Below are 20479 nucleotides of genomic sequence, written 5' to 3' on the forward strand. Positions count from 1 at the left end.
TACATATGATCAAGGGCAGCATAGTAGCAATCGTCACCCCGATGCACGCAGACGGCAGTCTCGACTACCCGGGCCTGAAGAAGCTGATCGACTGGCATATTGCCGAGGGAACAGATGGCATCGTTATCGTGGGCACGACGGGCGAATCGGCCACGGTCAACGTGGACGAACACTGCGAACTGATCCGCTTTACGGTCGCGCATGCCAACAAGCGCATTCCCATCATTGCCGGCACGGGCGGCAATTCCACTGCCGAAGCGATCAAGCTGACCGAATGCGCCAAGGAAGTCGGGGCCGACGCTGCCCTGGTGGTGGTGCCTTACTATAACCGTCCCTCGCAGGAAGGCATGTACCAGCACTTCAAGGCCATCGCCGAAGCAGTGGACTTGCCGATCATCCTGTACAACGTGCCTGGCCGCACCGTGGCCGACATGAGCAACGAGACTGTGCTGCGTCTGGCTGGCATCAAGAACATCATCGGCATCAAAGATGCGACCGGCAACATCGGCCGGGGCCTGGAATTGCTGCGCGACGCGCCGCCCTCGTTTGCCGTGTATTCGGGCGACGATCCAACCGCCATGGCGCTCATGTTCTGCGGCGGCGCCGGCAATATTTCGGTGACGGCCAATGTAGCCCCGCGTGCCATGCACGAATTGTGCGTTGCCGCCATGGCCGGCAAGATTGCCACCGCAGTCGAGATCAACAACAAGGTCATGGGCCTGCACGCCAAACTGTTCGTCGAACCGAATCCGGTGCCCGTCAAGTGGGCCCTGGCCGAGATGGGCATGATGCCGCCTGGCCTGCGTCTGCCTCTGTCCCCGCTTGCGGCCAATTATCACGATACCGTGCGCGGCGCCCTGCGCGACGCCGGCGTCCTTCCAACGCCCTGACCCGCAAGGGTCAGGATCATTCCGACACCAGCTGCCTTTTTAGCTTACTCCCGTTACGACATGACTATTCGCAAGACAATGAAACCGGCCCTGGCCACCGTAATGACTTCCGCGCTGCTGGTCAGCCTGACCGGTTGCGGCATGATCAGCTCCGTGATGGAACAAGACCGCGTCGATTATCGCGGCGCGAAGAAGGCGCCCAAGCTTGAGGTGCCGCCCGATCTGACCCAGATCGACAAGGACAACCGTTATTCCGTGCCCGATGGGCGCGGCATTGCAACGGCCTCGAGCTACCAGCAGCCGGGCAATGCCGGCGCGCCTGCAGCCGCGGCAGGGCAGAGCATCGGCCCGGTCAACAATGAAACCATGCGCGTCGAGCGCGCGGGCAACCAGCGCTGGCTGGTGGTCAACCAGACCCCCGAACAACTGTGGCCGCAGCTCAAGCAGTTCTGGGCTGATTCGGGCTTTACCATTGAAACCGAGTCCGCCACCACCGGCACCATGGAAACGGAATGGGCCGAAAACCGCGCCAAGATTCCACAGGATCTGATTCGCCGTTCGATCGGCAAGGTGTTCGATTCCCTGTATGGCACCGGTGAGCGCGACAAGTTCCGTACCCGCCTTGAGCGCACCGCAGCCGGCGGCACCGAAGTCTACATCAGCCACCGCGGCGCCGAAGAAGTCCTGACCGGTCCGCAAAAGGAGCAGGCGACCTGGACCGTGCGTCCAAATGACCCGGAACTGGAAGCGATTTTCCTGTCGAAACTGATGGCGCGTCTGTCCGGCGTGGCTGAACCAAAAGCGGCCGAAGCGGCAGCAACGACGGCCGTGGCCAATGCCCCAGCCGGTCCCGTGCATGCCAAGCTGGTGGGCGACGCAGTGGAAGTTGACGAAGGCTTCGACCGCGCCTGGCGCCGTGTCGGCCTGGCACTGGATCGCGTCGGTTTCACCGTGGAAGACCGCGACCGCGTGCAGGGTGTGTACTTCGTGCGCTATGTTGATCCGGAAATGGCATCGAAAGATGGCTTCTTCAAGAAGCTGTTCACCTTCGGCGGCGACGACAAGGCCAAGGAAGCACAGCGTTACCGTGTGCTGGTCAAGACCGAGTCGGGCGCAAGCGTGAGCCAGGTGACGGTGCAGACCAACGACGGCAAGGCCGAAACCACCCCAACCGGCGCCAAGATCCTCAAGCTGCTGGCGGACGAGCTGAAATAAGCCTCAGTTGGCTCGACAAAAAAACCGACCTGCATGGCCGGTTTTTTTACGTCTGCAGGTTTGCGCAAACACAAATCTGCGGGCGAAAAAAAGCCGACCCGCAGGCCGGCTCTTTTCCAAACCGTGCTGAAAATTACTTAGCAGCCGATGCAGCAGCCGAAGCGGCAGCCGATGCAGCAACCGAAGCGGCAGCAGCAGCGTCAGCAGCGGTCGAAGCAGCCGAAGCGGCGGTAGCAGCAGCGTCAGCAGCAACAGCGGCTGGAGCTTCTACTGGTGCTGCTGGAGCAGCTGCTGGGGTTTCAACTACTGGTGCTGGAGCAACAACAGGAGCTTCTTCTTTTTTAGCGCAAGCAGCCAGAGCAACAGCCAGCAGGGAGACGATCAGCAAAGATTTTTTCATGGGTTTTTCCTTAATTAATTCACTAAAATGTATAACACTATTGCGATGAATAATTACCGGTAATTATCGCTCGTTAGGGAATTCTCGTAGGCTTTCGTACCTGTTATGGTGCCTGACAGACAACGGAAACTTCCTAACCCGATATTATAGCGAAATTTGGTGCTTCGCAATAGCACAATAATGCTTTTTTGGAAGCAATTTGTGAACAGGCAACCAATATTATTTTACAAAAACATCCGTATTGGGAGATTTGCAAGCGTATGCCGAAATATCCGAACATTATTCGGATATAGATGGCAGTCTGCCTACAATCCTGTGGTGGTCGCGTGGAGGCCCGGTAGCGACTCCGCCCAAATGCCGACGAATCTTTCGTTGCTGATTTCCGTCGCAGACGGCGAATCAAAGGCAGCTGCGCCACGCATATGATCGCTATGGAAACGCCTGACGATGTGAATATGGTCACCAATACAGAACGAATCGGTCAGGGTTTTCAGAGGGCGGTTGGTGAGCCGGCATTCAATGCGATGGCTGTAGTCTTGCAACAAGCGCAGGAAGCGCGGGTAGTGGCGCTCGATGTGGCCGCTCTGGTGCATGGCCAGTTGGATATGCCCGCCCAGGCTCAAAAAATGACGCAGAGCAGCATCGGTTTGACTGCTGCCTAAAGGAAACACTGCAAAGTCGGGATCGAACATCTGCAGGCTGGCTTTGGCGCGGCCAATGCAGTCCAAAAAATGCGCTTCGCATTCTGCGCGCGTATCGAATTTGATTTCCACTGCATCCGCCATGTGTTTCTCCTTAAGCTAATTCGACCCAGCCATCCTGATACCAGGTGTACAGCGCTTCCATCACGTCGTCCGACGCCCCTGCTACCAGCGTGCCCGTTAGCACGCGTTCGTTGGCCAGGGTGTCGAGCAGCACCTTGTCGGCGCGCCCGACCGCAAACGATTCGCCGTTGATGAAGACGTGCTTGCCACGATATAACATCTGCGACTTGAGCGACAGTACCACCCCGCGCTTGGCGACGGTCTCGGCAAAGCGGCCCATGGTCAGCGGTTTGGCCGGCCCGGTAAAGAACACATTGTGCTTGGGCTCGGACAAATGCTCGCCCACGAAGATGGTCACGTCTTCCTCGGTAAAGCGCACCTTGTTCATTTCCTCGGTGATGGTGGCGAGCATGTGCTTGGGAATTTCAGCCGGATTTTTGGCCACATCCAGTTCCGGGTCGGCGTAGCGGCCGGGCAGGTCGATGGAGTCGCACATGAACTGCAGGAAGGCTTCGCCCAGTTCCTGGTAGGACGGTGAACGGAAACCGATCGAGTACGTCATGCATTCGCCTTCGGCCACGCCGTCGTGGGCGTAGTGCGGCGGCAGGTACAGCATGTCGCCCGGTTCCAGCACGAACTCTTCCTGCGGCTTGAAATTCTTCAGGATCTTGAGCGGCAAGCCTTCCACCAGCGACAAATCCTTCTGCGCGCCAATGCGCCAGCGCCGTTTGCCGTGTGCCTGCAGCAAAAACACATCATACGAATCGAAGTGGGGGCCGACCCCGCCGCCGTCGGTGGCGTAACTGATCATCAGGTCGTCCAGGCGCGCGTCGGGAATGAAGCGGAATTCGCGCAGCAGGGCGTCGGCCTTCTTGTCATACAGGTTGGCGCCCTGGACCAGCATGGTCCAGGCTTTCTGCGTGGCAGCGGGCAGGGCCTCGATCGGGCCGTGCTGCATGTTCCATTCGCCATCGACCTGGGTGATCAGGCGCGACTCGACATGGTTCAGCTTGGCCAGCTCGGCCAGAGCAGTCAGTGGCAGCAGCGGTTTGAAGCCGGGAATCGCCTGGCGAATCAGCAGCGGCTTCTTGTGCCAGTAATCGCGCAGGAACTGGGCGGGCGTGATGTCGCCCAATAGCGTTAATTTTTTCATGCGACATTATAACCATGTCCGTATTCGGTCAAGGCGGCGAGAAAGGTATAATCTCGCGGTACACACTGAAAGGATGCATGATGAAGATTGCCAAGAACACGGTCGTTACGGTCAACTACAAGTTGTCGGACGCACAGAATAACCTGATCGAAGACGGCAGCCAGCCGATGGTCTATCTGCATGGCGGCTACGAGAACACGCTGCCGAAGATCGAAGAAGAACTCGACGGCAAGGAAGAAGGCTATTCGTCCGTGATCCAGATCGAGCCGGACGACGCGTTTGGCGATTACGATCCGGCCCTGGTCAAGGTCGAGCCGCGCAACCGTCTGCCCGAGCCACTGGAAGTGGGCATGCAGTTCGAAGGCATGCCCGATGGCGACAGCGACGAAGAAGCGATGATCTTCACGGTCACCGACATTGCCGATGACAAGGTCGTCCTCGACGGTAACCATCCACTGGCCGGTATGGCGCTGCGCTTTGAATTGTCGGTGGCCAGCGTGCGCGCTGCCACGGACGAAGAAATCGCCCACGAACACGTGCACGGCGCCCATGGTCACCACCATGGCGATGACGAAGATGACGGCGAAGAAGGCGATCACTTCCGTACCCATCCGGTGCATTAAAAAAACCACTGAGCGCCTTCTTCGGAAGGCGTTCTGCTTTCAGGGCTGTCATGTTTATTGCATTGCTCACGTATGTGCGTCCACTGGATGAAGTGGATGCGCTCATTGCCGCGCACGTGGCATTTTTGGATGCGCACTATGCCAGCGGCCTGTTCGTGGCATCCGGACGCAAGGTGCCACGCACGGGCGGCGTGATATTGATTGCCCACGCCGAGCGCGGGCATGTGCTCGAGGTGATTGCGCAGGATCCGTTCAAGGTGGCCGGCGTGGCCGAATACGAGCTGGTGGAGTTTGTGCCGTCCAAAATGCAGCCGGCGTTTGCCGCATTGCCGTTTGTGGCGGGTACGTAAACATCGCTTTCGCGAAGGCGGGGGGCCATACCATATTGAACAACTTCGGCAAGATGGTATAGGTCCCCGCCTTCGCGAGGACGATGTAAGAGCTCGTCGAGCCTGAAAAGTGTGCCGCGCCCAACATCGCCCTCGCGAAGGCGGGGGGCCATACCGCATTGAACAACTTCGGTAAAATGGTATAGGTCCCCGCCTTCGCGAGGACGAGGTCAGAGCTCGTCAAGCCTGAACAGCTGTTCCGCCCCCGGCATCACTTTCACATGCATGGTGCGGTTGCCCACGCTGACATGGCCGATATTGTCCTTCCACAGGATGGCCGGCTCGGTCCCGTTGGGCACCGGTGCCGTATCAATCAGCAGCACCTTCCCATTGAACTTCTTGGCCAGGCCCAGCACCTGGCGCCGCACGCCCGCGTAGCCGTCCATGGCCAGCTGGCTGCGTCCCAGCCGGGCCAGAATGCCCGGTTCGTCCGTCAGGATATTCACGTCGCCTTCTGAAAACAGCACGATGGCAGTGGCCTTCTTGCGCTTGGCCTGGGCAAACAGCTTGGTCAGCCAGAAGCGGTTGGCCACCGCGCGGTCTTCGAACTCGCTGTTGCGGCCCGCTTCCGGACGGTAGTGGTTATTGTCGGCCGGGAGATTGATCGTGGCATACAGCACGCTGCCCACCATCCACTCCGCATTCTCGGCATAGCTGCGGTACCTGGTGTTGGTGGACAGACGCGAGAACGTCGGCAACACCACGCCGTGCCCATTCTGGTCTTCGTACAGCAGTTCGCGCAGCCGGTTCAGGCGCTCGATCGCCGCGCTCTTGCCCGCACTGTTGCGGCATGCACTCCAGTCGCTTGCTGCAGGCAGCACCACCACCGGGTGCAGCGGGTCGTCGAGCATGTCGCGCCGGCGCGTGTAAAGTTCATCGGTGCACGGCTCCTTGCTGCCCTTGATACCGGTGACCAGCACAAAATCGAGACCCGGCCTGCGCGTGCGCGCCACCGCCTGCTCGCGCTGCGCTTCGCTGCCGCCGGCCGTGAAGGTATGGCCAATCACGGCAAACTCGTGGCCGGGCAGGCGCTTCTGCTTGGGCGCTGCCGCTGCGGGCAGCACCGCCAGTGCGGCGCACAGCAAGGCCAGCAAACGTACTGCGAACGTCATAGGGCAGCCATGCGTTTGAGCTGATACAACTGGTCCAGTGCCTCGCGCGGGGTGAGTGCATCGGGATCGATCGCCGCCAGCGCGTCGTGCAGCGCGTTCGATGCCGGGGCGGCAGCGGGAACGTCCTCGATCTCTTCACACGGCAGCGCAAACAAGTCCAGCTGCGGAGTGGTATCGAGCGCCTGCGATTCCAGCCGCGCCAGATGCTTGCGCGCCGCCTTGATCACGCCTTGCGGCACGCCCGCCAGCTGGGCCACCTGCAAACCGTAGCTTTGCGAGGCAGGTCCTGCCTGCACCGCATGCAGGAACACGATGCTGTCCTTGTGCTCGACCGCCGACAGGTGCACATTGGCGGCACTTGGATGGCTTTCGGGCAGTTGCGTCAGTTCGAAGTAATGAGTGGCAAACAGCGTGAAGCTGCGGCTGGCGTCAATCAAGTGACGCGCAATGGCCCAGGCCAGTGCCAGACCGTCAAAGGTCGAGGTGCCGCGCCCCACTTCGTCCATCAGCACCAGTGAATGCTCGGTGGCCCCGTTCAGAATGGCGGCCGATTCAGTCATCTCGACCATGAAGGTCGAACGTCCGCCGGCCAGATCGTCGGTGGCGCCAATGCGGGTGAAGATGCGGTCGATCGGGCCGATCGTGGCGCTGGCCGCCGGCACGTAGCTGCCCACGTAGGCCAGCAGCGTGATCAGCGCAACCTGGCGCATGAAGGTCGATTTACCGCCCATGTTCGGGCCCGTGATCAGCAGCAGGCGGCGTTCGTCGGACAGGCAGCAGTCGTTCGCGATGAAGCGTTCGATCTGGTTTTCCACCACCGGGTGGCGCCCTTCGCGGATATCGAGGGCCGGTTCGCTGACCAGGTGCGGCGCATTCCAGTTGTGCTGCAGTGCGTGGGTGGCCAGCGCCGTCAGGGTGTCGAGCTGGGCCAGCCCCTGCGAAATGGTCTGCAAGGTGCCGATGTGCGGCGCCAGATCGGCCAGCAGCTGGTCGTACAGCAGCTTCTCGCGCACCAGCGCCTTGTCCTGGGCCGACAGAGCCTTGTCCTCGAAGACCTTCAGTTCGGGCGTGATGTAGCGCTCGGCGTTCTTCAGCGTCTGGCGGCGGCGGTAGTCGTCGGGCACCTTGTCGGTCTGGCCGTGCGTGACCTCGATATAAAAGCCGTGCACCTTGTTGTATTCGACGCGCAAGTTGGCAATGCCGGTGCGGGCGCGCTCGCGAATTTCCAGGTCGAGCAGGAACTGGCCGGCGTTCTCCGACAGGCCGCGCAGTTCGTCCAGCTCTGCGTCAAAGCCGGGTGCGAACACGCCGCCGTCGCGCACCATGGCGGACGGCTCCAGCGCCACCGCGCGCTCAAGCAGGTCCAGGCACACGCCGGGGGTGGCCAGCGCCTCCTGGATGGACGCCATCAGCGATGGTTCGCCCGGCGTGAAGGTGCGCTGCACGCTCTTGCGCAGTGCCGGCAGCTGCTGCAGACCGTCACGCAGGCTGGCCAGGTCGCGCGGCCGGGCCGACAGCAGGGCAATGCGAGTGGTGATGCGTTCGATGTCGGGCACCTGGGCCAGGGTGGCCGCCAGGGCGCCGGCGGCGTCGGTCTGGATCAGGGTGCCGATGGCGGCGTGGCGGGCACGCGCCACGCCCTGGTCGCGCCGTGCATGGTGCAGCCAGTGGCGCAGCAGGCGCGAACCCATCGCCGTGCGGCAGTGGTCCAGCAGCGAGAACAGGGTGGGCGATTCCTGGCCGCGGATGGTTTCGGTCAGTTCCAGATTGCGCCGGGTGGCCGCGTCCAGGCCGATGAATTCGTTTTCGGTTTCGGTGCTCAGGCTGCGCACGTGCTGCAAGCCGCGGCCCTGGGTCGAATGGGCGTAACGCAGCAGCGCGCCGGCCGCGCCAAAGGCGGCGCCCAGGCCATCGGCGCCAAAGCCGGTCAGGGTCGCCACGGCCAGCTGGTCGAGCAGGGCCTTGTGACCGCCCACCACGTCAAAGTGCCATTCCGGCACACGCTGGGTGTGCACCACGCCGTCGTCTTCAAACAGGTCGGCGCCGTCGGCGCGCAGGATTTCGGCAGGCGAGATGCGTTCCAGTTCGTGCTGCAAGCGTGCGCCCACGGTGCGGCTGTCGCCGGAAAACTCCATCAGGCGCAGGGCGCCACTGGCCAGCGACAGCCAGGCCAGGCCCGTGGTGACGACCTTGCGCTGGCTGATCATGCACACGGCCAGCAGCGGGCGTTCCGCCTTTTCGGGCAGCAGATCGGCATCAGTCAGGGTGCCGGGCGTGACCACGCGCATGACCTTGCGCTCGACCGGGCCCTTGCTGGTGGCCGGGTCGCCAATCTGTTCGCAGATGGCGCAGGACTCGCCCATTTTGACCAGCTTGGCCAGGTAAGGGTCGAGCGAATGGAAGGGGATGCCGCACATCTTGATCGGCTGACCGCCCGAGGTGCCGCGCGCCGTCAGCGTGATGCCCAGAATGCGGGCGGCTTTCTCGGCGTCGTCATGGAACAGTTCATAGAAGTCGCCCATGCGGTAGAACACCAGCATGGTGGGATAGTCGGCCTTGATGCGCAGGTATTGCTGCATCATGGGCGTGATTTTTTCGGCGGCGCTGGCCTTGACGGCGGCAGGGCTGATCTCTTTCGGGACGATGGACATGTATCTCGGTAATTGGGCGTTGCATTTCAGGTACAGCATTCTACCGCCTCAGCGCCCGGCTGTACCTTCTGTGAAGGGCAGGAATGGATGGAAATCCGGCAATGCACGCTTGCCTGCCTTGCCGGACCCGCTACCGCCTGTCCTTACAGGGCCAGCGCCTTCAGGATACGGACGTGACCGGCGCCCTGGACAGCATTGCCGTCATTCCACAGGTCACTGGCGGCGATTTGCACTCCGCCAATGGCCGCCGTGGGTGCGACGGCTCTGACTGTGCTGCCGACGGTGCCCTGGCCCACGTTGCCGGCGCCAGCCTCCAGCAGCTTGTTGGCAGGCTGCACGACCGCACCATTGGCGCCATTCCAGACCTGGCTGCCGCGCCGCAAGCCGTCGCAATTGAAGGCGTAGGCAAACGGGGTCGGGCCGGCGCCGGGTTGCAAGCGGATCGAGGCATCCACCAGGTGCATGCCGCCGGACGGGACCAGCTGGATCTTGACATATTCGCCCGCCGTGCGAATCCGCCCGAAGGCATTGGCGCCGTTGCCACCGCTGCACAGGTGATCCAGGCAGATTTCCAAACCGAAATCGATGGCTTTGCCGGCGCCATCGTTGATGCCGGCAATGCGGAACACGGCCCCGCCTTCGGTCACACCGAGGACGTCGGCGGGAATCAGGGCGCCAGCGTCCAGCGGCAGTACGGTGCCCGGCTTGTGCTGGTTGACGGCGCCGTTCCAGTGAATGAAATCAATGCCGGAGATGTAGTGCTTGCGCGAGGCATAGTTGTCGCCACGATGGCTGGGGCCGCCGCGCTGGACCAGGGCGGTGTTATAGATCTCGCCTGGCTTGCTGGGGTCGAGCAAGTATTTTCCGCTCACGGAGCGCGCGCTGGGGAAGCTGGCGCTGATGGCGCTGCCAAACACGAACAGCCAGTCTTCGTATTCGGGCTTGGCGGCCAGCGCCTGCAGGCTGCCGAACAGGCCGGGCCATGGCTTGCTGAAGGGCGCCGGCAGACCGAATTCGGCAGGGGCGTCGCCGCTCCAGCCGTTGATCAGATCGTGCAGATAGGCGCCGCCGGCGCCGCGGTACAAAAATTCCGGGCCCATGAACACCTTGAGCGTACTCGCATCCTTGTCGCTGTCGGCGTAGGCGCGCGCGATGGCGTCGGCAGTAAATGCCACCCGCGCTTCGATATCGAGGCGCTGCAGCATGACATCGGTACGCGCGTCCGACGGTGAGCGGCGCCAGCCGACATACACGCCGGCGGTCGGCTGGCCCTGGGCGTCGCGCGCGGCGACGATGGGGCCGGAATAGACTTCCCACGAAATGAATTGCACTTTTTTGTAGTTGCTCATGACTGCTCTCCTTGAATGAAACGGGGGGTGGATAAAACGGTGGTAGGCCAGGTTCAGGCGGCGCTTGGCGGGCGCTCACGCAAGGCGGTCTGCACGCGTTGCCAGTACGCCTTGCGCAGCTGCAGCCCGTTCAGGCCACCGTTGATGCGGCGCGTCAGTTCGGCGAAGTGGCTGTCGGCCTCGCTGCCCTCGGTCTGGTCAGCCAGCTTGTTCAAGCCTTTGGCGGACCAGAACCAGGCGGCAGACAGCGCCGCGCCCGCTGGCAGCTGCAGCAGGTCCGGGTTGGCCAGGGCGTCGAGGTCCATGGCCTTGCTGAACTGGCTGTAGTTGTCGCGCCCGGTCAGCTGGATCAGGCCGCGGCCGCGGTAGCGCCAGCCGTCGCCGCTGGCCTCGTCGCCATTGCCCATGCGGCCGGCGTACACAAAATTGGCCAGCTTTTCGGGGTGATGGCTAAATGGCGCGGCGGCCTCGTCGCTGGGGAAGCGGTGTGGCCACACCAGGCGCAGGCGCTGGACCGAGTAGCTGAGGTTTTCCTGCAGCTGGCGCAGCTCGCCCGACTCCAGCAGGACCTGCGCCAGAAAGGCGGCCTGGCGCACTGGCGTGTCGATCTGGCACAGCTGCATGGCATGATTAAGGGGCGCGGCCCACACGCCGGCGCGCGCGTCGGTATCGCTGGCCGACAGCGCCAGGCGTAGTTGTGCTTCAGTGATTGCATTCATGGTGACTCCTTGGGGACCGGTCTAGGGGAGGGCGGCCGGGTTGACGCCATCGGTCCGTGCACGGACCGATGGCGTCAACTGGCCCGGCCGATTAAGGGGTCTTGGCTGCGGGCGCAGCGCTCACCTTCGGCTGAATCGCCGACTGCATCATGTCGAGCACGCGCGCCAGGCCTTCAGGCATGCCGCTGTCTTCGGCCAGCACCTGCACGTGGTACTTGGCCGAGTTGTCGGAGGTGCGCGTGTTTTCCTTGTGCGCAGCAATCGAGCCTTCAACGTGCACGGTGACGCTGAATGGGCCGATCCGGGCCGATGCTTCAGCGGTCAGCTTGGCCGCGGTATCGAGGCTTTCCTTGGCGCTGAAGGACGATTTCACTTCCATGTCGAAGGTGATGTCGACCTTGGTAATGGCCAGGCTCGGGACCTTGACGATGGCCAGCAGCGGCACATCGAGTTCGACTTTTTCATCCTTGGTCTTGCTCACGTCGAGCGGGTCGGGCACCTGGCGGTTGTACGAGAACTTGGCCGTGCGCGTCTCATTCAGGTTGCCGTTCGCATCCGGCGGCATGAAGCCAATGGTCTTGATGAAGTCGGCCGTGGCGCGGGCCAGCTTTACCTGTGCATCGCAAGCTGCCGACAGCGGACCGCCGATCAGGTCCCCCATTGGCAAGCCTTTGAATTGTGATGCCATGTCAATCAGTTCAGACATTTTCTACTCCTCTTTGATGGAACCCTTGCGGGTCATGGATCCCACACGAACGTGGGTGGTTGTCGGCGCGCCCGCTTTGGTGTGAGTGCGTGACAGGGACAGCGTAAGGCGGGAGAGGCGCGGTCAAATGTCGGTTTCTGACGCTGCGCTGGACGCACGTTTTGCGCCGCGCAGCCAGGCCCACAGGCGCTGCGCGCGCGTGGGCGCCAGCGCGCAGGCATGTGCGTGGATTTGTTCGAGCTGGTGCTGCAGCGCCGGCGCAAGACGCACGATCAGCGTGTGCCCGCCGCGCGGGGGCGGCGTGTCGGGCGAAGCAGGAACCAAATTCGTCGCGCCCGGCCCCGCGTGCATGGTCAGCGTCAGCAGCGGCGCGGGCCGGGCCAGGCGGCGCCACCAGGCTGGCCGGCGCGTGCTCAGTACCCACTCCAGGCGGCGCTCCCAGCCAAAGCGGCGCTGCACGCAGTAGCCGTCAACGTTGAGCGCCAGGTGCTCGATGCACCACGCACTCTGGCGCGCAAATTCGTGCAGTGCGATCGCGTGGCTGCGATGCGGTGGCGCGTTGTCGCGGTAGCGCAGAAAGCCTGGCGCATCGCTGCTGGGGGCGCGCAGGCGCGCCATGGCGTGGTCGCGCAGACTGGCATTGACGGCGGCCTGGGTCTCGGTCAGGGCGCGCAGCAATTCGCCCGCGTGGTGGACGCTGCGCTCACGGGCTGCCATGCTGGTCCAGGTGCATGGGTTTGCGCTCGAAGCCAATGTGGTACACCGCGTACTGCAGCACAATCTGGTGCTCGCCGATGTTGTACAGGCCAAAGCTCTTTTCCATGTTCAGCAGATAGCCGCGCGGCGTCGCGCTGAGGCACTGATTGACCAGATCCATCGCTGCGGCCACTTCGGCCTCGGTACGCATCGACTGGGGGTTGTCGTTACCCACCACGATGCGCTTGATGAAGCGCATGTTCGTCAACTGGAAGTGATTGCTGCTCATGCGGGCCTCCCGGCAGGACGTGGCGGCATCGGTACCGGTCCCTGGGCCTTGACGACATCGTTGACCAGGCGCGCCAGCCCTTCGGACTTCTCGGTGGCCACCAGCTTGAGCTTGATGTGGACGGCATTGCCACTGCGCGCGGCCAGCGTGCCGGCGGTGGGATTGACCATCAACCCGGCCTTTTTCGGCGCTGGCGCCGCGCGCCCCAGCTGGTCGATGATCCCTTCATGCACACCGGTGCGCTCGTGTTCTTCGAACGCGCCCAGTTCGACGTCGAGATCGATCTCGGCCTCACCAATGACCAATGAGCTGTGCGGCACCAGCGAGATGACAGGCACTTGATACAGATAGTGGTCACCCGGCGCGGCGGTGCTGTGGATCGCCGGCAGTTCCAGTTCGATCAAGGTGGGTTTGTGGGTCGCGTCGAAAAAGGAGGCGATGTTGGCGAGCTGCGCCTTCTCCACCATGTGTTGCGCGTTCATGACCGAGCCCGCAATCGCTCGTACCATGTCTTCAAGACTCGTCAGGATAGCCATTGATTTTTCCTTGTGATTGCTCGATTCCGTGACTGACGGTTGTCAGCAAAAACGATGTTAGCCACGGCGCCGCGGCATGCGCTGACCGAAACTGACGCGCCCATGTGCGCCTGTCAGCGATGGTCAGACCCGCCAGGCACGCTGCGCGCAGGATGGTGCCGGCGGCGTGCATTTCGCGCGCACCTGACTGGGGAGCGTGCGACGATGTGGAAAGTCTGTGTGCTGTTAGCCTGCTGCCTGGCCGCGCATGGCGCGCGCGCTGCCGGCGAAGACGTCGCGCTGCCGTGCGCGCCTGGCGTGCTGGCCACCATGAGCGACGCCGAGAAGGTGGCGCGCATGCGCGCACCGGTCGCGTTGGCAGTGGCCAGGCTCGATGCGGTGCAAATCGCGTTCCCGTCACCGACCCTGGCCAGCCGCACCATCAGTTACTTCACGCTGTCACCGAATTTCACGGTGCCGGTGGAGCAGATCTGCGTGCTGGGTTACTTTGAACTGGTGTACGCGGGCCGCATTCACACAACGCCGTTGCAAGTGGAGAGCGTGGAAATGGTCCGGGACCAGAGCGCGGAGCATATCGTCACACGCATGCGGGTGTACTTCCGCGTCCCTTCGCTGCACCAGTTGCGCAGCATCGAGACCGATGTCGGTCTCGATGAGCTGCTCACGCGCGGCAATCCGGTTCACCTCAAGGTGGCAGCATTCGAGCGCGAGGCCACGGTGGCCAGCCGCTCCTACTTCGGGCGCGACTTGCCGGTGATCGTCAGCAGCAAGCGCACCAGCATCCTGCAGGCCTGCCTGTTTGCGCTGGTGTTCTACCTGGTGGCTGGCTGCGCGGTGCCGCGGCGCGGGCGCGCCGCGGACGGGCTGCGTCAGCGCTTGCCCGAACTGTGGGGGCGGCTGGCGCCATGGAACATCACCGGTGCCACCGGCCAGGCCAGCCTGTCGCAGCTGCAGATGCTGGTGTTTACCCTGATTGTGGCCACGCTGCTGTTCTACCAGTGGCTGCGCACCGGCCTGCTGCAAGAGTTGTCGAACGACCTGCTGTACCTGATCGGGATCTCCACTGCCGGCACGGCCGCCACCCAGGCCGCCACCACGATCCGAAAGGAACTGGACCCGGCCATGTACCAGTATTTGCAGGAGCTGGGCTGGTTCACCGCGCCGTTTGACGATGTGCATGCCAAGGCCAGCGCCAAAGGCTTGTTGATGACCAACCGGCGTTTCGATATCTACAAATTCCAGATGCTGGTGTTCACCTTTGTAATTGCCGCCTATGTGATTGCCAGTGGTGCCGATGAGCTGGGCAATATCCAGATTTCCGCGACCTTGCTGACCTTGATGGGCATGAGCCAGGGTGTGTATGTGGGCGGGCGCGCCGCTGCCGACGGCTTGTCGCCGTTGCAGGACCAGCTGCGTGGCATGCAGGTGCTGCAGCAGCGCTGCCAGGCCGAAAGCGAGCTGGCAGCACGTGTCCAGCTGCAGCAGGCCTTCCGCCAGGCGGCAGCCGAGGCCGGCGTGCTGTTCAGCCGCGCCTATGGCCGCGTCCTGCCGCCCGCCTTGCTGGAGATGCCCGAGCAGGGCGCGCTGCCGTCCGCATAAAAAAAAGGGAGCGCGCTGCGCTCCCTTGCCGTACTGCCTGCCTGGGCCTAGGACCTTGCTTCCTGCTCGGCCATCGCGTCCAGCGCCTTGTTGACCAGCACGTTCAGCGCGGCATTGGCCGAATTGAGCAAGCCGCCCGTCTGTGCCGCACTGGCGCGCAGCTGCGCGCTGGCATCCTGGGCATATTCGGCCACCACGATGGTCAGCTCCTCTTTGCTTTGCACCTTGCGCAGGTCACTGATGCAGGCGCTGCTGCGCTCGCTGGCCAGCTTGAAGGCGCCATACTGCTGCTGCGCCAGATCGGCCGCCAGGCTTTGCTGCAATTCCAGGAAGTTTTGCAGGATCGTGCCTTGCTGCTGGAATGCGCTGGTGGCCAGCTGGGCTTGGAGCATGCTGGTCAGCGCGTTGTCGTGCAGCTGCGTCCACTGGCGCCCCAGATCGAGCGCGGCTTTCATGATGGTGGCGAGCTGGGCCTGTTCGGCGGGGATCCGCGCTGCAGCGTCCAGCAAGCCCACTTGCCCTTGCTGGGCAAGCTGCTTGTACAGGTCAAACGAATTTTTGCTCATGGCGAGCCAGCTGAACATGGCGTGAGGGGACATGGTGCTTCCTTTCATGGTTTAACAGGGGTGGACTGCACTGCGCGCGCGCTGCCGAGGCGCTCGATCATGGCGACAATGGCCGCCATCTGCGGCGCCCCCTTGGCATAGAAGGGCGGCTGATCCTTGCTGTTGGAATAGCCCCAGAAGTCCCAGCAGCCCTGGGGATTGACGGGCACGCCGCGCGATACCTGGGCCTGGGGATACAGCACGATCAGCGCATTGCTATCGGCATATTCGTTGTAGCCGGTGCTGCGGTAGAAGCGCTCGCCAATTTCACCGGCACCCTGCTGGCATCCGTGCAGGGCCACGTGGATGCCACAGCTGTTGCTGCGGCAGTAGCGCGGAATATAGACCGCGCCGCTGTTGTACATGCTGGCCAATGGCCCGCGCACAAACTCGCGCTGGTCGAACTGCAGCAGGTCGCCAGTCAGCGGCGCCTTGGCTGCCGGCTTGCTTGTGCCGCCTGCCAGGTGGCGCAGCAATTCCTGCGACTGGGTAAAACCGCAGTTATTGATGTAGGGTGGGCGCGTGTCGGCACAGCTGACATCGCCGTCGCTGGCAGTGATGATGGAGTGGCCGGCATCGCTGTCATGGCGGTACAGGATGTTCGCTGGCGCCGCGCCCGCCAGCAGATAGTACTGTTTGACCTGGTCAACCACGCTGGTCTTGACGGTGTGGTCGCTGCTGCCGCTGAAGGCATACACGCGTTGCCTGGCCAGGTTGCTGACGGGGTCGATCAAGCCTTGCCGGGCAAACTGCGCAGCGTTGCGCAAGGAGGCTGCACCATCGGCGCCACTGGCAGCGGTGGAGGGCGTCATGCAGGTCGTGGTGGCGTTTTGAAACAGGCTCAACGCCGCGTACGTGCCGGCGCAATAGTAGGGCCCGGCAGCGATGACGCCCACCCCGCGGAAGCGGGCAGAATACGCCGTTGCCAGTTGCGCGGCCATGAAGCCGCCGGAGGAAATGCCCGAGACCGAGGTATTGCCAGGGTCGGCGCCAAGTGCAGGCAGGGACGGCGCTGCCGCCAGCGCGGGAAAAGCAAGCTGGCACAGGGCAAGTGAGGCTACGAGACGCAGGGGATGAATCATGATGGTCCTTTCGACAGTCGTGGGAGAAATTGCAGGATTGCCGAATCGACTATAGGGGCGCGCCAGCGGCCTTGCGTGGCCATTTCTGACCGCGCCGCCTGGCGGTTAAGGCAGGTACTGATTGCTGGCGCGCGCCGCTGCTTCGTAGACGCCGGGCAGTTCGAAGCGGCGTTCGCGCATGGCTGCGCCGCGCATGCTGACAATGAACTGGCGCGTGCTCGCCGGTGCCAGTGCAGTCATGTTTTTCTGCTCCAGAAGCAGGGCCAGCGCCATTCTGGCGGCTTCTTCTCCCTGTTCGTAGGGCGATGCGCCAAAGGCGAGCATGCCGCCATCTTCGGTAAAGAAAAAGTTCAGGCCAATCACGGGGGCGGTGCTGTGGATGGTGGTCCAGCGCACCACCTCGGCCGGTGGCACCAGCGTCGGATCGCTGGCCGAGCGCTGTAGGCGCCGGTAGTTCGACAGCAGCAGCACATCGTTTTCCTGACCGAGCCGGCCTACCGCGTCCTGCCATTCGGGCCAGGTCGCGACCTGCAGCGCGGCGCTTAGTTGCAGTGGCTGCCAGTTGAACTCGCGGACCTGGGCCGCGTCCTGATCGACGGTTTCGGAGCGGTCGCCAAGGTAGGCAATCCGGACCGGCCTTCCCAGTCTAATCAGCGTGGCGCTGCTTTGCAGGGCGTCGCGCACGGCATGCAAGGGAATGCGCTCGAGGATGCCGGTCACATTGCTGGCCTGGTCGTAGCCGTAGCGCGACGGTGGGGCATTCACACCGGCAAAGACAATTTTCACGTGCGGGTCATTGCGGAAACGGCGCGCCGCCAATTGCTGCGCATCGTCGTCCAGCGCGATGACCACGTCTGGCTGGCTGCGTGCGATCATCTCGCGCGCCGCTTTGCCCGCGCTCTGTTTGAAGGCTTCGTCGGGGTGGCGCTTGGTGTCCATGTAATACCAGTGCACCTGGTAGCGGTATTTTTCGGTCAGCACCCGGTTCAAGCCCACGCTTTCATCACGCGACCAGGCATAGTCGGGGTCGTAGCTGTGCAGGATGAGGATGCTCGGCTTCTGGATGTTATACCAGCCAAAGGCGACCAGTGCCCCCAGCAGGAACACACTGAGCATGATTTTCTCGGAGGGCGTCTTCATAGGATGCCCAGCAAGCGCCAGTACGGAAACGCGGCATACACGGCCAGCAGCCGGCTCACATTGAGCACGGCATTAAAGCGCAGAAAGCGGCGCGCATCAAAGACCAGGGACTGTGTGTTGAGCTCGTGAAACGGCATGTAGTAGCTGCACTGGTAGGGGAAGAACCAGGCATCGGAAAAAACCAGAATGATGAAGCCCACCAGCCAGTCGTTGACCCCGCTGGCGCGTGCCAGCGGCATCAGCAGGGAAGCGAGGATGACGGTCACGGCATTGCTGGGCACGGCCAGGCGCAGCAGATTAATCAGCACAAACAGCAGCAGCACAAACAGGGCAAAATGCTGTCGCATATTGTCGCCAAGAACAGGCACCAGCACCGACATGCTTTGATCGAGTCCCAGATGGCGGAAGGCCGCCACCATGCCGGTAATTCCGGCCAGATAGAGCAGCGATGTCCAGTCGACCTTTTCCTTGAACTCCTTGCGATTGAGCATGCCGCACAGCAGCAAGGCGTACAGCATCGCAAAGCCCAGCCACGACGGTTCCACCTTGTGTACCGAGCTGGTCAGAATCCCCACTCCCATGAAGGCAATCCCGAGGATGGCGGCCCACTCGCGCGTATTGATCCGCCCAAGCAGCTTGCGCTGGGCCAGCAGTCCGGCTTTTGACAGGTGGCGCCGCTCGCGGTTGCGAAACCAGATGGCCGCCGCCAGCCCGTTGATTACCAGCAGCACCAGGGCGCTGACACTGGCCGCCATGGCCCAGGTCAGCCACTGAAAGCGGCCCTGGCCATCCTGTGACAGCAGGTTGAATACGGCGAAGTTGACCGATTTGGCCGTGATAAAGGTGGCCGACAGCAAACTGGCGCCGCTGAAGCAGGTCAGCGCAAGGCGGGTGCTGGCCCGTTCACCGCGCTGCAGGCGCAGGTTTTCCGCCATGTCCGCGTACAGCGGTACCAGCAGCGCCACGCGGCCGTTTGCGGTGGGAATCAGGGGAGTGAGCACGAGGCCGGTAATGAACATGCCGACGTTGTGCCAGAACTGGGTGTTCGGCAAGCGGTCAAGCATCCACAACATGAAGCGGTAGCCCAGACCGGAACTGAGCACCACGGCGCCCAGGGCCAGCGTGCTGAGGGCCATCAAAAAGCCTTCCGAAGCAAAGCCGGACAGGATCACCGGGGTGGGTACCAGTCCGGTCAGTAAAATGGCGAGCAGGGCAAACAGCGCTGGCACGTAGTCATCGGCCAGATTGCACACCCACATCGTCATGGTGGCCCCGAAGATGGCAAGAAACATGCTGATGTGGCGCGCCAGGCCCAGGTGCTCGCCACCGGCCATGGTCAGGACCGGCAGCACGATCACCAGCAGCCAGCCCAGGGCGGCATGGCGCCGATAACCGCTGGCAGGGCGATCGGGCGCCTTTTCGGCCGGCATCAGGTGTTCGCCGGCCAGGTGACTGGTCAGCGAGAGCAGCAGATCGGTACGCAAACCCGGATTGGCCGCTGCCAGCGCCTGCATGCTGCTGCGCGGCAGGCAGAGCAAGGTGCTCTGTTCCAATGCCAGGGCATCGGTCAGATAATCGTTCGCGTCCGAGGCAGCTTCTTCCCCAAAGCGCGGCCCGACCAGCGCGCAGCGCCGGCCGCCCGGCGAGACCAGGGTGATGGCGCCATCGACCAGCAGGTAAAAATGGCTGGCAGCTTCGCCCGCACTGTACAGAACGGTATTCGCACTCACCTCGCGCGGGCTGGCATGCGCCAGGGCGCGCGCCAGGCTGGCACGGCTGCACTGCCCGAGGATCGGATCGGCCAGCAAGATGTCCGTGGCGCTGCGCTGTTCAGCATGATCGGGAGCGGGTGTCATGGTTCGATGATCAAGACGTCGCCGAAGGAAAAACCGCGTACCCGCTCCGTATTGAGCGGCAGCCGCACGCCAATCTGGGCGTCAATTTTCTGACGCAGGCGGCGCACCATGGTGTCGATCCGGTTCTGGTCGTAGCTCAGATAGTCTTCGCCAAACGCTTGCACGATCTGCTTGCGCGAGACCGCTTCGCCCGTTTCAACCATGGTGAAAATCTTAATGAAGGCAAATTCCAGGCTGGTCAGGGCCGCCGCCGCGCCGTTCGGTGCTTCCAGCACCCGGTGGCGCATGCTCAAGCGCCAACCCGGGGTCAGCTGGCGCGCAAGATTGACGATGCACTGGCGCAATTGCTCCTTGCGCGAGCGGGTGTCCATATTCGAGGCAATTGCATCGGCATTGAAAATGGTAATACCGTGTTCGTCATCGCTGTTTTGCGCACCCTCGCGCGCCAGCGGCGAGCCCTGGGACTGGCGCACGTGGGACTGGAGTTGCCGGCAACAGGACAGAACGTCGCGCACTTCAATGACCTTGTAACCTGCGCTGAGAAAGATAGAAGCGAGTTGATCGGTGCAGCCAGCCGCTCTGCCCAGTAAAAGAAGGTCACTCATATTCGCCTCTGATGTCTGTTGCTAATAGGGAAATATTAGGGCAGAGGCAATGGAGAGAATCTGACATTTTCTGTCGATAATCTCTGTGATTATCAGGAAT

Annotated in this window: 21 protein-coding genes; 5 read left to right on the plus strand and 16 right to left on the minus strand. The window is 62.7% G+C overall.

Annotation, left to right across the window (positions count from 1 at the left end):
- Positions 1-5 precede the first annotated feature (5 nt).
- Both dapA and bamC read left to right on the plus strand, forming a co-directional pair.
- Complete coding sequence (dapA, locus tag BUC24_RS03340) at positions 6-890, plus strand: 4-hydroxy-tetrahydrodipicolinate synthase (RefSeq protein ID WP_073212704.1); 885 nt, start codon at positions 6-8, stop codon at positions 888-890.
- 102 nt (positions 891-992) lie between these two features.
- Entirely contained in the window at positions 993-2105 is a 1113-nt protein-coding gene (gene bamC / locus BUC24_RS03345; protein WP_229448006.1) for an outer membrane protein assembly factor BamC, read from the plus strand.
- A gap of 133 nt (positions 2106-2238) precedes the next feature.
- Here bamC and BUC24_RS03350 read toward each other — a convergent pair whose 3' ends face one another.
- The 3 genes from BUC24_RS03350 to BUC24_RS03360 form a co-directional block, all read right to left on the minus strand.
- Positions 2239-2505 carry a hypothetical protein gene (locus tag BUC24_RS03350; protein WP_073212706.1) on the minus strand — a complete coding sequence of 89 codons (267 nt, stop codon included), beginning with the start codon at positions 2503-2505 and terminating at the stop codon, positions 2239-2241.
- 305 nt (positions 2506-2810) lie between these two features.
- Positions 2811-3290: a DUF7931 domain-containing protein gene (locus BUC24_RS03355; RefSeq protein ID WP_073212707.1), complete on the minus strand. Its 480-nt coding sequence runs from the start codon at positions 3288-3290 to the stop codon at positions 2811-2813.
- 10 nt (positions 3291-3300) lie between these two features.
- Positions 3301-4422 carry a cupin domain-containing protein gene (locus BUC24_RS03360; RefSeq protein ID WP_073212708.1) on the minus strand — a complete coding sequence of 374 codons (1122 nt, stop codon included), beginning with the start codon at positions 4420-4422 and terminating at the stop codon, positions 3301-3303.
- 80 nt (positions 4423-4502) lie between these two features.
- Between BUC24_RS03360 and BUC24_RS03365 the strand changes: the two genes are divergently transcribed.
- Positions 4503-5045 carry an FKBP-type peptidyl-prolyl cis-trans isomerase gene (locus BUC24_RS03365; RefSeq protein WP_073214728.1) on the plus strand — a complete coding sequence of 181 codons (543 nt, stop codon included), beginning with the start codon at positions 4503-4505 and terminating at the stop codon, positions 5043-5045.
- 50 nt (positions 5046-5095) lie between these two features.
- The gene (locus tag BUC24_RS03370) at positions 5096-5395 is read left to right on the plus strand and encodes a YciI family protein (RefSeq protein ID WP_073212709.1); all 300 of its coding nucleotides are present in this window, start codon (positions 5096-5098) and stop codon (positions 5393-5395) included.
- Between the two features lie 209 nt (positions 5396-5604).
- On the opposite strand, the gene BUC24_RS03375 is transcribed toward BUC24_RS03370, so the two are convergent.
- The 8 genes from BUC24_RS03375 to BUC24_RS03410 form a co-directional block, all read right to left on the minus strand.
- The gene (locus tag BUC24_RS03375; protein ID WP_073212710.1) at positions 5605-6546 is read right to left on the minus strand and encodes a hypothetical protein; all 942 of its coding nucleotides are present in this window, start codon (positions 6544-6546) and stop codon (positions 5605-5607) included.
- Complete coding sequence (mutS, locus tag BUC24_RS03380) at positions 6543-9197, minus strand: DNA mismatch repair protein MutS (protein WP_073212711.1); 2655 nt, start codon at positions 9195-9197, stop codon at positions 6543-6545. The genes BUC24_RS03375 and mutS overlap by 4 nt, the downstream gene beginning before the upstream one ends.
- Before the next feature lie 143 nt (positions 9198-9340).
- Positions 9341-10546 (minus strand): hypothetical protein, encoded by a 1206-nt coding sequence (locus BUC24_RS03385; RefSeq protein WP_073212712.1) that lies wholly within the window; start codon positions 10544-10546, stop codon positions 9341-9343.
- Between the two features lie 53 nt (positions 10547-10599).
- Positions 10600-11265, minus strand: coding sequence for a glycoside hydrolase family 19 protein (locus BUC24_RS03390; RefSeq protein ID WP_143167372.1), 666 nt, complete (start codon positions 11263-11265; stop codon positions 10600-10602).
- A gap of 91 nt (positions 11266-11356) precedes the next feature.
- Positions 11357-11971: a DUF2589 domain-containing protein gene (locus BUC24_RS03395; RefSeq protein ID WP_073212713.1), complete on the minus strand. Its 615-nt coding sequence runs from the start codon at positions 11969-11971 to the stop codon at positions 11357-11359.
- Positions 11972-12094: 123 nt separating this feature from the next.
- Positions 12095-12688, minus strand: a complete 594-nt coding sequence (locus BUC24_RS03400; protein WP_073212714.1) for a hypothetical protein — start codon at positions 12686-12688, stop codon at positions 12095-12097.
- Positions 12675-12956: a hypothetical protein gene (locus BUC24_RS03405; RefSeq protein WP_073212715.1), complete on the minus strand. Its 282-nt coding sequence runs from the start codon at positions 12954-12956 to the stop codon at positions 12675-12677. The genes BUC24_RS03400 and BUC24_RS03405 overlap by 14 nt, the downstream gene beginning before the upstream one ends.
- Positions 12953-13492 (minus strand): DUF2589 domain-containing protein, encoded by a 540-nt coding sequence (locus tag BUC24_RS03410; protein ID WP_073212716.1) that lies wholly within the window; start codon positions 13490-13492, stop codon positions 12953-12955. The genes BUC24_RS03405 and BUC24_RS03410 overlap by 4 nt, the downstream gene beginning before the upstream one ends.
- Positions 13493-13711: 219 nt before the next feature.
- On the opposite strand from BUC24_RS03410, the gene BUC24_RS03415 reads away from it, so the two are divergent.
- Positions 13712-15091 carry a hypothetical protein gene (locus tag BUC24_RS03415; protein WP_073212717.1) on the plus strand — a complete coding sequence of 460 codons (1380 nt, stop codon included), beginning with the start codon at positions 13712-13714 and terminating at the stop codon, positions 15089-15091.
- Positions 15092-15138: 47 nt separating this feature from the next.
- Here BUC24_RS03415 and BUC24_RS03420 read toward each other — a convergent pair whose 3' ends face one another.
- The 5 genes from BUC24_RS03420 to BUC24_RS03440 all read right to left on the minus strand — a co-directional run bounded on the left by BUC24_RS03420 (position 15139) and on the right by BUC24_RS03440 (position 20379).
- Complete coding sequence (locus tag BUC24_RS03420; protein WP_143167373.1) at positions 15139-15690, minus strand: hypothetical protein; 552 nt, start codon at positions 15688-15690, stop codon at positions 15139-15141.
- 11 nt (positions 15691-15701) lie between these two features.
- Positions 15702-16778: an extracellular catalytic domain type 2 short-chain-length polyhydroxyalkanoate depolymerase gene (locus BUC24_RS03425; RefSeq protein WP_073212719.1), complete on the minus strand. Its 1077-nt coding sequence runs from the start codon at positions 16776-16778 to the stop codon at positions 15702-15704.
- A 105-nt stretch (positions 16779-16883) separates the two neighbouring features.
- Positions 16884-17918 carry an ABC transporter substrate-binding protein gene (locus BUC24_RS03430; RefSeq protein ID WP_073212720.1) on the minus strand — a complete coding sequence of 345 codons (1035 nt, stop codon included), beginning with the start codon at positions 17916-17918 and terminating at the stop codon, positions 16884-16886.
- Positions 17915-19774 carry an SLC13 family permease gene (locus BUC24_RS03435; RefSeq protein ID WP_073212721.1) on the minus strand — a complete coding sequence of 620 codons (1860 nt, stop codon included), beginning with the start codon at positions 19772-19774 and terminating at the stop codon, positions 17915-17917. Before BUC24_RS03435 ends, BUC24_RS03430 begins: the two co-directional genes overlap by 4 nt.
- Positions 19771-20379, minus strand: a complete 609-nt coding sequence (locus BUC24_RS03440) for a winged helix-turn-helix domain-containing protein (protein WP_083598687.1) — start codon at positions 20377-20379, stop codon at positions 19771-19773. Before BUC24_RS03440 ends, BUC24_RS03435 begins: the two co-directional genes overlap by 4 nt.
- Positions 20380-20479: the final 100 nt, after the last annotated feature.

Source organism: Massilia sp. CF038 (assembly GCF_900129765.1).
GTDB lineage: Bacteria > Pseudomonadota > Gammaproteobacteria > Burkholderiales > Burkholderiaceae_D > Telluria_A.

What these genes read in the sequence shown, in the direction of transcription:
- dapA (WP_073212704.1), top strand. Translation starts at nt 6, where the DNA reads ATGATCAAGGGCAGCATAGTAGCAATCGTCACCCCGATGCACGCAGAC.
- bamC (WP_229448006.1), top strand. Translation starts at nt 993, where the DNA reads ATGACTTCCGCGCTGCTGGTCAGCCTGACCGGTTGCGGCATGATCAGC.
- BUC24_RS03350 (WP_073212706.1), bottom strand. Translation starts at nt 2,505, where the DNA reads ATGAAAAAATCTTTGCTGATCGTCTCCCTGCTGGCTGTTGCTCTGGCT.
- BUC24_RS03355 (WP_073212707.1), bottom strand. Translation starts at nt 3,290, where the DNA reads ATGGCGGATGCAGTGGAAATCAAATTCGATACGCGCGCAGAATGCGAA.
- BUC24_RS03360 (WP_073212708.1), bottom strand. Translation starts at nt 4,422, where the DNA reads ATGAAAAAATTAACGCTATTGGGCGACATCACGCCCGCCCAGTTCCTG.
- BUC24_RS03365 (WP_073214728.1), top strand. Translation starts at nt 4,503, where the DNA reads ATGAAGATTGCCAAGAACACGGTCGTTACGGTCAACTACAAGTTGTCG.
- BUC24_RS03370 (WP_073212709.1), top strand. Translation starts at nt 5,096, where the DNA reads ATGTTTATTGCATTGCTCACGTATGTGCGTCCACTGGATGAAGTGGAT.
- BUC24_RS03375 (WP_073212710.1), bottom strand. Translation starts at nt 6,546, where the DNA reads ATGACGTTCGCAGTACGTTTGCTGGCCTTGCTGTGCGCCGCACTGGCG.
- mutS (WP_073212711.1), bottom strand. Translation starts at nt 9,197, where the DNA reads ATGTCCATCGTCCCGAAAGAGATCAGCCCTGCCGCCGTCAAGGCCAGC.
- BUC24_RS03385 (WP_073212712.1), bottom strand. Translation starts at nt 10,546, where the DNA reads ATGAGCAACTACAAAAAAGTGCAATTCATTTCGTGGGAAGTCTATTCC.
- BUC24_RS03390 (WP_143167372.1), bottom strand. Translation starts at nt 11,265, where the DNA reads ATGAATGCAATCACTGAAGCACAACTACGCCTGGCGCTGTCGGCCAGC.
- BUC24_RS03395 (WP_073212713.1), bottom strand. Translation starts at nt 11,971, where the DNA reads ATGTCTGAACTGATTGACATGGCATCACAATTCAAAGGCTTGCCAATG.
- BUC24_RS03400 (WP_073212714.1), bottom strand. Translation starts at nt 12,688, where the DNA reads ATGGCAGCCCGTGAGCGCAGCGTCCACCACGCGGGCGAATTGCTGCGC.
- BUC24_RS03405 (WP_073212715.1), bottom strand. Translation starts at nt 12,956, where the DNA reads ATGAGCAGCAATCACTTCCAGTTGACGAACATGCGCTTCATCAAGCGC.
- BUC24_RS03410 (WP_073212716.1), bottom strand. Translation starts at nt 13,492, where the DNA reads ATGGCTATCCTGACGAGTCTTGAAGACATGGTACGAGCGATTGCGGGC.
- BUC24_RS03420 (WP_143167373.1), bottom strand. Translation starts at nt 15,690, where the DNA reads ATGTCCCCTCACGCCATGTTCAGCTGGCTCGCCATGAGCAAAAATTCG.
- BUC24_RS03425 (WP_073212719.1), bottom strand. Translation starts at nt 16,778, where the DNA reads ATGATTCATCCCCTGCGTCTCGTAGCCTCACTTGCCCTGTGCCAGCTT.
- BUC24_RS03430 (WP_073212720.1), bottom strand. Translation starts at nt 17,918, where the DNA reads ATGAAGACGCCCTCCGAGAAAATCATGCTCAGTGTGTTCCTGCTGGGG.
- BUC24_RS03435 (WP_073212721.1), bottom strand. Translation starts at nt 19,774, where the DNA reads ATGACACCCGCTCCCGATCATGCTGAACAGCGCAGCGCCACGGACATC.
- BUC24_RS03440 (WP_083598687.1), bottom strand. Translation starts at nt 20,379, where the DNA reads ATGAGTGACCTTCTTTTACTGGGCAGAGCGGCTGGCTGCACCGATCAA.